10 protein-coding genes are annotated in these 11,897 nt (G+C 71.4%); 2 read left to right on the forward strand and 8 right to left on the reverse strand.

Features of this window, described 5'->3' with window-relative positions:
• Positions 1-329 precede the first annotated feature (329 nt).
• Positions 330-1,121 carry an SAM-dependent methyltransferase gene (locus IG08_RS0136480; RefSeq protein ID WP_030612958.1) on the forward strand — a complete coding sequence of 264 codons (792 nt, stop codon included), beginning with the start codon at positions 330-332 and terminating at the stop codon, positions 1,119-1,121.
• Between the two features lie 51 nt (positions 1,122-1,172).
• Here the strand turns inward: IG08_RS0136480 and IG08_RS0136485 are convergent, their stop codons facing one another.
• Genes IG08_RS0136485 through IG08_RS0136515 form a run of 7 tightly spaced genes read right to left on the reverse strand, consistent with a single transcriptional unit; the run spans position 1,173 to position 9,807 of the window.
• Positions 1,173-1,901 carry an alpha/beta fold hydrolase gene (locus tag IG08_RS0136485; RefSeq protein WP_030612960.1) on the reverse strand — a complete coding sequence of 243 codons (729 nt, stop codon included), beginning with the start codon at positions 1,899-1,901 and terminating at the stop codon, positions 1,173-1,175.
• Positions 1,902-1,936: 35 nt separating this feature from the next.
• Positions 1,937-2,629 carry a maleylpyruvate isomerase family mycothiol-dependent enzyme gene (locus IG08_RS0136490; protein WP_052425010.1) on the reverse strand — a complete coding sequence of 231 codons (693 nt, stop codon included), beginning with the start codon at positions 2,627-2,629 and terminating at the stop codon, positions 1,937-1,939.
• Positions 2,626-3,459, reverse strand: coding sequence for a fumarylacetoacetate hydrolase family protein (locus IG08_RS0136495; RefSeq protein WP_030612966.1), 834 nt, complete (start codon positions 3,457-3,459; stop codon positions 2,626-2,628). Before IG08_RS0136495 ends, IG08_RS0136490 begins: the two co-directional genes overlap by 4 nt.
• Positions 3,456-4,586, reverse strand: a complete 1,131-nt coding sequence (locus tag IG08_RS0136500) for a cupin domain-containing protein (protein WP_030612969.1) — start codon at positions 4,584-4,586, stop codon at positions 3,456-3,458. The genes IG08_RS0136495 and IG08_RS0136500 overlap by 4 nt, the downstream gene beginning before the upstream one ends.
• Positions 4,576-6,249 (reverse strand): (2,3-dihydroxybenzoyl)adenylate synthase, encoded by a 1,674-nt coding sequence (locus IG08_RS0136505; protein ID WP_030612972.1) that lies wholly within the window; start codon positions 6,247-6,249, stop codon positions 4,576-4,578. Before IG08_RS0136505 ends, IG08_RS0136500 begins: the two co-directional genes overlap by 11 nt.
• Positions 6,242-8,293 carry an acetate--CoA ligase family protein gene (locus IG08_RS0136510; protein ID WP_030612975.1) on the reverse strand — a complete coding sequence of 684 codons (2,052 nt, stop codon included), beginning with the start codon at positions 8,291-8,293 and terminating at the stop codon, positions 6,242-6,244. Before IG08_RS0136510 ends, IG08_RS0136505 begins: the two co-directional genes overlap by 8 nt.
• A complete protein-coding gene (locus IG08_RS0136515) occupies positions 8,290-9,807 on the reverse strand; it encodes an FAD-dependent monooxygenase (RefSeq protein ID WP_030612978.1) in 1,518 nt (505 codons plus the stop codon). The genes IG08_RS0136510 and IG08_RS0136515 overlap by 4 nt, the downstream gene beginning before the upstream one ends.
• Before the next feature lie 183 nt (positions 9,808-9,990).
• Between IG08_RS0136515 and IG08_RS0136520 the strand changes: the two genes are divergently transcribed.
• The gene (locus IG08_RS0136520; RefSeq protein ID WP_043456144.1) at positions 9,991-10,800 is read left to right on the forward strand and encodes a PaaX family transcriptional regulator; all 810 of its coding nucleotides are present in this window, start codon (positions 9,991-9,993) and stop codon (positions 10,798-10,800) included.
• A 136-nt stretch (positions 10,801-10,936) separates the two neighbouring features.
• Here the strand turns inward: IG08_RS0136520 and IG08_RS0136525 are convergent, their stop codons facing one another.
• A complete protein-coding gene (locus IG08_RS0136525; protein WP_199820968.1) occupies positions 10,937-11,719 on the reverse strand; it encodes an IclR family transcriptional regulator in 783 nt (260 codons plus the stop codon).
• Between the last annotated feature and the right edge of the window lie 178 nt (positions 11,720-11,897).

Raw genomic sequence — 11,897 nt, forward strand, 5'->3', positions numbered from 1 at the left:
CTGACCATGGACGGCGTGAAGGGGATCGCGACCGCCGCCGGCATGGGCCTGGTCTCGCTCGGCGCGGCCGGCGGCCTCATCGCGAACCGCCGCAAGCCGACCGCGGCCGGGGCCCCGGCCGCGGCCCGCCACCGGGCCTAGGACCTGTATGCGCCGTCTGCCAGGAGTTCGCCGACTCCCTGGGCGCGCTCCGCCGTCGTACTCCGCGGCGCCGACACCGACCCGAGCGACCAGGTCCGCCGGCCACGGTGAAGATCCGGTCTTCCGCGCACCGGATGGGCCGCCCGTCTAGGTTATGGGGTGACATCCGCCCAACTCGGAGAGATCCCATGTCAATTGAGCGCCCGGTCATCAACAGCGGCGTGCCGCACTCCGCCCGGATCTGGAACTACTGGCTCGGCGGGAAGGACTGCTACGAGATAGACCGGGAGGTCGGCGACCAGATCGCGAGCGCCAATCCGGCGATCCTCGACATCGCCCTGGCGCAGCGGGCGTTTCTGGTCCGGACGGTGGAGTACCTCGTCGGCGAGGCCGGCATCCGCCAGTTCCTCGACGTGGGTACCGGCCTGCCCACCGCGAACAACACCCACGAAGTCGCGCAGCGACTCGTCCCCGAGGCCCGGATCGCCTACGTCGACCACGACCCGGTCGTCCTGGTCCACGCCGAGGCGCTCCTCACCAGCACACCTGAAGGGGCCACGGACTACATCGACGCCGACCTGCGCGATCCTGAGTCCATCCTGGAACAAGCCGCAAAGACAGTCGACTTCACCCAGCCGATCGCTCTGATACTGCTGGGCATCACCGCGCACATCACCGACGACTCCGTCTACGACATCGTCGGCCGCCTGGTGGACGCTCTCCCCTCCGGCAGCTATCTCGTGCTCTGCGACGACACCGAGGTGCTCAACCCGCAGCAGATGCACGAAATGATCGAGCAGTGGAACGAGGCGAGCGACAACCCCCGCGTCAACCGCAGCCCGGAAGAACTCGCCCGCTTCTTCGACGGCCTGGAGCTGCTGGAGCCCGGTCTGGTCTCCGTCTCCCGGTGGCGCCCCGGCGGGTCCGGCGAGCAGGCGGCCGAGGTCGACGACTTCGGCGGCGTGGCGCGCAAGCGGTAGGACCGAGGTCTGGCCGGGGGCCGGCCAGACCTCGATGGCGACAGGGCCGCTCTAGACCGCGCAGGCCCTCACGAACGCGTCGGCCAGTTCGGCGGGGCGGGTGAAGAGGGCCTCGTGGCTGCCCGGGGTCTCGATGACCAGCGGGTCCTTGAGCCGTGGCAGGAAGCGGTTGGCCCAGGCCCACTCGCCGGGAAGAGCAAGGTCTTCGGTGGCCAGGATGTAGGCGGTGGGGATGTCGAGTGCGGCGAACGCCGTCGTGTCCGGCTTCTCGGTGAAGGTGCCCAGGGGCTGCGGGACGAGCAGGGAGTGGACCAGGCGCTGGGTCTCCTCACTGGCGTCCTGCATGAACGCCTGCTGAAAGACCTCAAAGGGAAACGTCACCGTGTCGTTGCCGGAGGCCGCCGCCACGGCGTGGAACATCTCGCCGTAGTGCGGCGGGCACGCGTCGATCAGGGACTCGCCGTCCTGCGGGACGAACGCGTTCCAGAAGACCAGGCGCCGAATCCGGGCGGCGAGCCTCGGCGCCGCGCCGGCCAGGACGTATCCGCCCCAGCTGTGGCCGACCAGGGTGATGTCGGTCAGCCCGGCCCGTTCGACGTAGTCCACGAGGCTGTTCACGCAGTCGGTGAGGGTCACGCCGCGCGGGTCGTCATCGGCGCCCAGCCCGGCCAGGGTAGGGGTGTGCACCTGGTGCCCAGCGGCTCTCAGCTCTGTCGCGACCGGGCGCCAGGCCCATCCGCCGTGACAGGCTCCGGTCACCAGGACGAAGGTCTCGCTCATGTCGATCTCCTTTGATCGATAGGTCATGTCGGTTGTCACAACCAGCGTGGAATGTCGGGGAGTTCACCCGTCACATGCAGCTTCTCGGTGCCGCCCCGGCCGGTGAGCCAGGCGGCAAGGGCGTACGGCGGTCCGGTGACCGTGACACCGGGGGCGGGCGCGCCGAGTACGGCGGTGCCGTGGCCGTCCGCCACCAGTTCGGCGCCGGCGCCGATCCGTGGCGTCATCCACCCGGCGACATCCCGCACCAGAGCCCAGGCGAAGTCGGGTGGCAGGACGTCCACATCAACGCCGACGCGCAGGTCCACCAGGTGGATCCACACCTCGCGCGCCCTCAGCCACAGCACCTCGGACGCCGGGATCTCCCGGCCCTGAGCGCTGGTGACGGTGGCCGACCAGTCGTCGACGGTCAGCGCCCCGGCGGCTTCCAGGAAACGGGCGGCGGACTCTCGTACATCCGCCAGTTGTTCGGCGAGCGGCCGCCCCGCACCCTCCTCGATGTCCAGGGCACGCTGGTCCGGCGAGGCGTACATGGGCGTACGGATCCCCGTCCGGGCCCAGTTCAGCAGGTTGACCAGGGCGTCGGCGTTGCGGGCGAGGTGGGTGAGCAGATGGCCGCGGGTCCAGCCGGGCAGGGCGGACGGCTCGGTCACCGCATCGGCAGGCAGCACGTCGACCGCCCGCTGCAGCGCGAGCTGCCCCTCTTCCACCCAGTTCAGGACCTTCACGGCTTGTCCTCGACAACGGTGTTCACGCACTCCCCGACGCCCTCGACCACGGTCCGTACGACCTGACCGGGCTTCAGGAACACCTTGGGATCGCGGGCCGCGCCGACCCCGCCCGGCGTACCGGTGAGCACGAGGTCGCCCGGCTCCAGCGTCGTGAACGTGCTGAGGTACGCGGCGATGTCCGCCGGGCTGAACAGCAGGTCGGAGGTGCGCGAGCGTTGCATGACCTCGCCGTCCACCTCGAGGCGGATCTCCAGGTCGGCGGCGTCGTCGATCTCGTCCCCGGTCACCAGCCAGGGCCCGGCCGGGGTGCTGGCCTCCCACGCCTTGCCCTGCAGCCACTGCGGGGTACGCCACTGCCAGTCCCGCATGGAGATGTCGTTGACGACGGTGTAGCCGGCGATCGCGGCCGCCGCCTCCTCCTTGGTCGCCCGGCGGCGCAGCTGCGAGCCGATGACGAAGCCGAGTTCGGCCTCCCAGTCCAGCTCCTCCGTCTCGCCGGGGTGGACGATGTCGTCGCGGGCGCCGAGCAGGACGTTGGCGAACTTGCCGAAGAGGGCGGGGTACGAGGGCATCTCGCGGCCCATCTCCGCGATGTGGGTGCGGTAGTTGTGGCCCACGCAGAAGATCTTGGACGGGGTCGTGACGACCGGGGCGAGGTCGAGGGCGGCCACGTCGTGCGTCGGCCCCTCGGCGGCGGCCGCGTACGTACGCCAGTCGGGGCGGCGCAGGAGGGCGGCGACGTCGGCGGCACCGGTCTCCACGGCCCGGTCGCCGTCGAGACGGACGGCCGCCGTGCCGTCGGCGGTGCGGATGGTGGCGAGCTTCATGCGAGGGTGCTCCCGGTGTTCCCAGCCGTTTCCGGCTTCTCGGTCGTTTCGGTGCGGGCGAGGTTGAGCGCCTCGTACAGGGGCGCGTCGCTGAAGGTGAACAGGTCGAGCTGCGTGTGCGCGGCGATGGTCAGCGCACACCAGGAGGGGACGGCGATCAGGTCGCCGGCGGTCACCTCGATCACGCGGTCGTCGAGGGTGACGGTGCCGCTGCCTCGGAAGACCTGCCAGACCGAGGAGCCCACCGTGCGGCGGGTGGCGGTGGCCGTGCGCGGGCGCAGGCGGTGCATCTCGGTGCGCAGGCTGGCCAGCGCGTCGCGGCCGGTGGCGGGGTGGGTGAAGCGGATGCCCGCGTGACCGGGCTCGATGACACCGGGGTGCCCCTCGTCCGCCAACTCCAGCTGGGCGGTGAGGGCGTCGTCGGTGTCGGCCCAACGGTAGGCCATCAGCGGGGAGTTGACGCTGTCCGGCGCCCCGATCGGGCGCAGCCCCGGGTGCCCCCACAGCCGCTCGTTGCGCGACCGGGACGGAGTCGAACGGTCCGACACCCCGTCCTCCCCGAACTCGAAGAACCCGGCGTCCAGGCGGTGCACGAGCGGGATGTCGAGGCCGTCGAGCCAGACCATCGGCTCGTCGCCGACGTGGTGGTGGCCGTGCCAGTGCATCGACGGGGTGAGCAGCAGGTCGCCCGGCCGCATCTCCACCGCGTCGCCGTTGACGACCGTCCACACGCCCTCGCCCTCCAGGATGAACCGGAAGGCGCCCTGCGAGTGCCGGTGCGCGGGAGCGACCTCGCGCGGGCCGAGGTACTGAATCGCCGCCCACAGATTGGGAGTTGCGTACGGCCGTCCGGGCAGACCGGGGTTGGCGATCGCGATCGCACGGCGTTCACCGCCGCGCCCGACCGGCACCAGGTCTCCGGACCGGCGGGCGAGCGGCAGGAGCGTGTCCCACTGCCAGACATGCGGGACGGCCTCGGGCTGCGGGGTGAGCGGCATGAGGTTGCCGATCTCGGTCCACAGGGGGATGAGGCCGGCCGCCGCGAAGCCGTCGTAGAGCTTGCGGAGTTCGGGGTCCGTCTCCTCCGGGGCTATGACGGGCGCCATGCCGTCGGTGTCACTGGTCATCGGGGGTTCCTTCGGCGTCGAGGCGGCGCGCGATGTCGGCGCGCAGGGCCTTCTTGTCGATCTTTCCGACCTTGGTGGCGGCGAGTTCGGGGACCGTCACCAACCGGTCCGGGAATTTGAAGCGGGCGATGCCCTCACGGTCCATGACGTGGTGGACGTCGTCGAGGGTGACCGTGTGCCCCGGTTCCGGTACGACGTAGAGGCAGACCCGCTCGCCGAGTTGAGCGTCGGGCATGGCCACGGCGGCGGCGCGGGCGACGCCGGGGACCTGGTAGGTGAAGTTCTCGATCTCCTCGGCGGAGATGTTCTCCCCGCCCCGGATGATCATGTCCTTGTCGCGGCCCTCGACGACGAGATTGCCGTCGGGCAGCAGCCGCACGATGTCACCGGTGCGATACCAGCCGTCCTCGGTGAAGGCACGGGCGTTCTGCTCCTCGGCGCGGTAGTAGCCGCGCGGGGTGTACGGGCCGCGGGTGAGCAGCACGCCGGGTGTTCCGTCGGGGACCGGGTTGCCCAGTTCGTCGACGACGAGGAGTTCGTCGTCCTCGCACATGGGGCGGCCCTGCGTCGTACAGATGACGTCTTCGGAGTCGTCCAGGCGCGTGTAGTTGAGCAGGCCCTCGGCCATCCCGAACACCTGCTGGAGGGTGCAGCCCAGTTCGGGGCGGACGCGGCGGGCGACGTGGTCGGCGAGCCGGGAGCCGCCGACCTGGAGGACGCGCAACGAGCTCAGGTCGGCCCCCGGGTGTTCCCGGTGGTGGTCCAGCCAGCGCTGGGCGACGGCCGGGACCAGGGCCGAGGCGGTGACGCCCTCGCGCTCGACGATCGCGAACGCCTTCTCCGGGTTGGGCGAGCCGAGGACCACCCGGCCGCCGTTCAGCAGCACACCCAGCAGGCCCGGGCAGGCGAGCGGGAAGTTGTGGCCGAGCGGGAGAGCGGCGAAGTAGACGGTGTCGGGGCCGAATTCACAGACCTCGGCGCTGCGGCGGGCGTTGTAGACGTAGTCGTCGTGCGTGCGGGCGATGAGCTTGGGCAGCCCGGTGGTGCCGCCGGAGAGCAGGAAGACGGCGATCGAGCGGCTGTCGGGGCGGTACGCGTCCACGGCGGCCCGGTCCGCCGGCGTGCCGGGAGCCGCGCACAACTCCCGCAGGTCCACGGCGTCGTCGCCGACCTTGTCGCCAAGGACCAGGATGTGCTGGAGAGTCGGCGATTCCTCGGCGATCTCGAACGCCATCGTCTGGTGATCGTGGTCCTTGAGGAAATCCGGCACCGCGATGCCCACGGCCTCGCTGTGCTCGACCAGGTACCCGACCTCGTGCCTGCGGTGCCCGGGCAGCGCCATCACCGGGATGACGCCGAGGCGCAGACAGCCGTAGGCCAGGATCACGAACTCGGCGGTGTTGGGCAGCTGTACCACGAGCCGGTCGTCCGGACGGAGGCCGAGCGCGGCCAGGCGCAGGGCCACGGCGTCCGCGTGCTCGGCGAGTTGACGGTACGTCAGCCGCCGTTCGCCGTCGACGAGTGCGACAGCGTTGGGAGTCGCGTCGGCGACGGCGTGGAGCCGGTCGCCGATGGCATGGCCTTCCCAGTAGCCCTTCGCGGTGTAGCGCTCGGCGTGGTCCGCGGGCCAGGGCACAGCGCCATTGCTGCTCGGCCTAGGCATGGTCGGTCTCCTTGGTGGTGGGCACGATCACGGCGTCCAGGGCGATGAGCCCGTCGGCGGTGAGCCGCAAGGGGTTGATCTCGATCTCGGCGGTGTCCGGACTCGCGGCCAGGGCGGCGGCGAGTGCCGAGACGACCCGCCCGAACTCGGCGCGGTCGAGCACCGGCCCGCCGCGCCAGCCGTCGAGCAGGGCACGGGCGGCCAGGTCGTCGGGCATCCCGGCGGCCTCCGCCGCGGACAGCGGGGCGAGCCGGATCGCCACGTCCGCGAGGGCCTCGGCGGCGGTGCCGCCCAGCCCGGCGAGGACGATCGGCCCGAACACGGGGTCCCGTCGCACACCGAGCACGAGGTCGACTCCGGCCGGGGCCATGGCCTCGACCAGGTACCGGCGGTCGGAGCCGATGGCGTCCAGCGCCGCGTCGAGTTCGTCGGGGGTGCGCACGCCCAGGTGGACTCCGCCGATCTCCGTCTTGTGGAGGATCGCGGCGTCGAGCACCTTGACGGCGACGGGCCCGCCCAGCAGGCGCAGGGCGTAGTGGGCGTCGGCGCGGGTGTCGCAGGCGACGCGGTTCGGGGTGCGGATGCCGAGCGAGGCGAGGAGGGTCTTGGCGGCGTCCTCGTCCAGCGGGCCGGACGGCACGGAGGCGGCCGTCTCTTGCACAGACCCGTCGGTGTGCAAGGCCCGCTGTCGCGCATGCGTCACCAGCGCCCGTACGGCATTGGCGGCCGAGGCAGGTCCGGTCAGCGCCGGAATCCCCGCCTTGTGCAGCCGCGCCCGCTGTTCGGCGACGTCCTCGGGCAGGCCCCCGACGACCACCACGGCCGGGGAGTCGGCCCCGAGGCCGGCGTCCTGCGCAGCCGAGGCGAGGTCGACACTGTCGGGCTCGGTGAGGGCGTAGACGGCGAGCAGGTCCACCTCGGGATCGGTGGCCGTCGTGTCCAGCACGCGCGCGAAGGTCTCGGCGGGCCGGCCGGTGTCGACCGGGTTGCGCTGGTACGTGAGCGGGGGCAGCAGTTCGCCGAGCGCCCGCTGCGTGCTCCCGGCCAGCTCCGGCATCCGGATGCCGTCGGCGCCGGCCCGGTCCGCGAGCAGCAGCCCCGGTCCGGCCTGGGCGGTCACGATGGCGAGTCCCGGGTCCGGGGCGGGGCGCAGCTGGATGCGGGAGAGCGCGGTGAGTGCGTCCACCATCTCCCGTTCGTCGTCCACGACCACCGCACCGGCCTGCCGGAGCGCGGCACGCGTCGTACGCCAGGAGGTGGCGAGCGCGCCGGTGTGGGACCGGGCGAAGTCACCGACGTCGCTGCGGCCGACGACCAGTGCCGCGACCGGTTTAACGGCGGCCAACAGGCGCACGGCCTCGACCAGCCGTGGTCCGTCCGGCACCGTCTCCAGATGCAGTGCGACGGCTGTCGTACGGCCGTCCCCCGCGAGGTGTTCCAGAACGTCCGCGGCGGTGACGTCGAGGCCTGCCCCGATGCCGACACCGAGGCTGATGCCGTTCCCGGCGGCGACCAGGTCGAAGGAGAGCGCGTGGTTGACGCCGCCGCTGGCCGCGACCACCGCGATGTCACCGGCGGGCAGTTGACCGGCCGCGGGCACGAAGCTGGCCGTGAGTCCGAGATGGGGAGCGAAGAAGCCGGAGGTGTTGGGGCCGAGCAGGCGGATCCCCGTTTCCTGGGCGACGCGGAGCAGTGCCTCCGCGTGCTCCTCGCCCTCCGGGCCCGCCTCTCCGAAACCACCGGCGCAGACCAGTGCGGCACGGCAGCCGGCGGCGGCCGCTTCGGCGAGCGCGTCCGCGCAGCCGGCCGCGGGCACGCACAGGACGGCCAGATCGAGTCGTCCGTCGGTGTGCGCGGCGGCTTCGGCGACCGAGGCGCACACGCCCTCGTCGGGTTCCGGGCGCCGTGAGTTGACCAGGGCGCGGGCGCCGGGGAAGGTCGCCAGCGAGCGGGCCATGGCGGCGCCCAGCTTGCCGCTCTGCCGCGAGGCGCCGATCACGACCACGCCCTCGGGCGCGAACATCGGCGTCAGGTCGGTGCTCATGCCTGCTCCCCCGCCACCAGGTCGGCCCGTCCGGACAGCAGCAGCGTCTCGGCCCGGTCGTCGTTCATCCCGTCCTCCACGATCAGCGCGGGCACGCCGTGCACCAGCCGGGCCTGTTCGGCTAGCAGCGACCGGGTGAGCGGGGTGCCGCCCTGTACGGCGACCAGGTCCGGGGGCGTGTCACCACTCAGGGCGTCGGCCAACTCGTCGTAGAACTCCGGCAGTTGAGCCTCGCCGTCCGGGGCGGTGAGCCACAGGCACCCTTCGGTGCGCAAGGCCGCGAGCTCCTCGGAGGTCAGCCGCCGTCCGCCGAACTCCCGGAAGGGAGTGGCCAAGGGATCGAGCCCCTCGTGTTCCGCCCGCCAGTCCCGTACGACCTGCTCGACGAAGTCCGGGTCGCGGCGCGCGATCCGTTCCTTGCCGATGCTGCGGGAGATGAAGTGGAAGGCGAACTGCGTCGGTTCGAAGGCGTCGTGGTAGCGCCCGAAGTGCTCCCACCAGGACAGGCTCGGCCGGGCGGAGCCCTGGATCTTCGCCACCGAGGGCTGCCGCACCGCCTCGTACGCGCCCAGGGCGGTCGGCAGGTCGTCGCGGTGGGCGAGGAGGCTGTCGGCGAGGGCGACGGCGTCCTCCATGGCCATCTTGGTCCCGGAGCCGACGGAGAAGTGCGCGGTGTGGGCGGAGTCGCCGAGCAGGACGACGTTGCCGCTGTGCCAGCGCTGGGTGCGGCGGGTGCGGAAGTTGCCCCAGCGGGAGTTGTTGACCAGCAGTTCGTGTCCGTCGATCTGCTCGGCGAAGAGCTTCTCCAGGTACGCCTTGGTCTTCTCGTCGCTCGGGCCCGGCGGCTGCGCGGTGTCGAAGTCGTCCAGCCCCGCCCGCCGCCAGGACTCCTCGTCGGTCTCGACGATGAACGTGCTGACGCTGTCGTCGATCGGGTAGCCGTGCACGGCGAAGGTGCCGTGCGGGCCGTGTTCGTGCACGAAGGTCAGTCCGTCGAAGAGGTAGTCCGTGCCGAACCAGATGAACTTGGCGGTCGCGACCTCCACCTCCGGCACGAGCACGTCGGCGAGTCGGTCGCGGAACCGGGAGTTCGCCCCGTCGGCGGCCACGATCAGGTCGTAGTCGGCCAACTCGGCGGGATCCGCGGGGACTTCGTGGCTGAACCGGAGTTCGACCCCGACCTCCTCGGCCCGCTCGTGCAGCAACTGGAGCAGGGTCTTGCGGGTGATGGCGGCCATGCCGTTGCCGCCGCAGCGGATCCGCTGCCCCTTCAGCCGCACCTCGATGTCGTCCCAGTGCCGGCCATGGTCCGCGAGCGCGGTGCGCAGGACGGGATCCGCCTCGTGGATGACGGCCAGCGTCGCGTCCGAGAACACCACACCGAAGCCGAAGGTGTCCTCCGCGCGGTTCCGCTCGAAGACCGTCACCTCGACCGACGGATCGGCCTGCTTGATGAGCGCCGCGAAGAACAGCCCACCGGGGCCGCCTCCCACAACAGCGATCCGAGAAACCATGGCTTCCGCCTCCACGTCGAGTACAGGCCCAGACTCAGGCCCGGACGCATCCTGTGTCAATAGATACACGGGCGTCAATAATTTGTTGCGCTTTATCGAAGTCGCTTATCCAGCAGGGCCATGAGTTTTCTCGGCCCAATGGCTCATCCTCACGACGGCCGTCCGTGTGACATAGTCGATTCCGTGAAGCCTCGATCGATCGTCTTCGACCTGTTCGGCGACTACGTCCGCTACCGCGGCGGCGCCGCCCGGCTGCGCACCCTCAGCACACTGATGGGCTGCTTCGGTGTCGGCGAGAGCACGGTGCGGGTGGTCCTCGCGCGGCTGCGCAAAGAGGGCTGGTTCGACGTCCGGCGCGAGGGCAGGGAGACGCTCTACGCGCTCAACAAGCGCAGTCTCCAGTTGCTCGACGAGGGCCGCTCACGCATCTTCGACCGGGCCCCGTCCGAGTGGGACCGGCACTGGTACATGGTCATCTACTCGGTCCCCGAGACCGAGCGAGGCGTCCGCGACCGCATCCGCAAGGATCTGGCCTGGCTGGGCTTCGGCCCCCTGGCCCCGTCCACCTACGTCTCCCCGCACGACCGGCTCCAGCAGGTGAGGGAGAAGTTCGCGGACGAGCCAGCCATCCGCCTGCACACCCTGCGCTGCCAGTCCGGAGGGCTGCCCGTCGACCGCGAGATGGCGGCGCGGAGCTGGGACCTGGCTGCTCTCAACGAGGACTACCGGGAGCTGCTGCGCACCTATCGCAGCCGTATGCCGTCGTACCGGGCCGGGCACCTCAGCCCCGAGGAAGCGCTGGTCGAGCGCATGCGGCTGACGTACGACTACCGCAAGTTCCCCTTCCGCGACCCGGACCTGCCGACCGAACTGCTCCCGGCGGGCTGGGTGGGCCATGAGGCGCACGAGATGTTCCTGGAGGCCCACGAGATCCTCGGCCCGTCGGCCGAGACCCACTTCGACGAGGTGGCCGGCCCGCGCCCCGTCGCGTAGGGCACCAAGCGCTCCGCCGGTTGTGCGGTTCGTCTACCGCGGGCCGGTGGGGGCTGGTCGCTCCCCCGCTCGTGGGGGTCCTCCATCGCGGCGGAGCCGCATATCGATACGGCCCCGCGCCCCGTCGCGCAGGGCGCTACGACAGGTAGCCCAGCTCGTGCGAGGCCGCGGCCACGGTGTCGTGCAGTTCGCGGGTGACCTCGGCGAGGTGGTCCGGGGTGCCGAGGCTCTCGGGCAGGACGACGGAGACGGCGAGCGGCAGCGGGTCGTTGGCCGCGAAGACGGGCGCGGCGACCGAGATGATGCCCGGGATGACGCCGCTGTGCGTCACGACGTGCCCCTCCTCGCGGATCTGCGCCCTGGTGGCCGCGAGGCGCGCGCTCGTCCACTCCGTCTCCTTGCCTCGGAGCTCGCCGCCGAGCACCTCGTCGGTGAGGCTCTCGGGCAGGTGGGCCAGGAAGACCTGGCCCACGGACGACGTGAGCAGCGGAAGTGTGGCGCCGACGCGCACCGTCAGGGGCAGCGGGCGGGTGCCGTACGCCCAGCTCACGACGATCGGGCCGCGGTCGCCCCAGACCGCGAGGTTCACGGAGTGGCCGGTGCGGTCGCGGAGCTGCGTCGCATGGCCGCTCACCACCGCCACCTCGTTGGTGCGGCGCAGCGACTCGGCACCCAGGCGGCGCATCGCGGCCCCGAAGTCGTAGAGGCCCGAGACGGGATCCTGCGAGGTCAGGCCGATGCGACCGAGGCTGACGAGGTAGCGGTGCACCTTGCTGGGCTGCATTCCGCTCGCCTGCGCGATCGCCGACAGGCTCAGCGCACCGCCGCCGCTCTCCAGCGCCAGCAGGACCCGCATCGCCATCTCGACGGACTGGATGCCCTGCCGTTCCCCGTTCTCCTTGGGGTCGGTCTCGGTCACAGCGCAGCTCTCTTCCCGCAGGTGAATGACGGTGCTCAGCCTATCGACGGGCCGAGGGCCGGCCGCCGATCAGGAACAGATCTTACATTCACTATTGCGGAACGCGTTACGTTCTGGTGAACTGCGAGAGCGGTGGCGCTCTCCTCCCCGGACTGCCCCGCCCCCCGGCGGCCCGCTT

The sequence above is a fragment of the Streptomyces fulvoviolaceus genome, from assembly GCF_000718165.1.
Taxonomy (GTDB): Bacteria; Actinomycetota; Actinomycetes; order Streptomycetales; family Streptomycetaceae; genus Streptomyces; species Streptomyces fulvoviolaceus.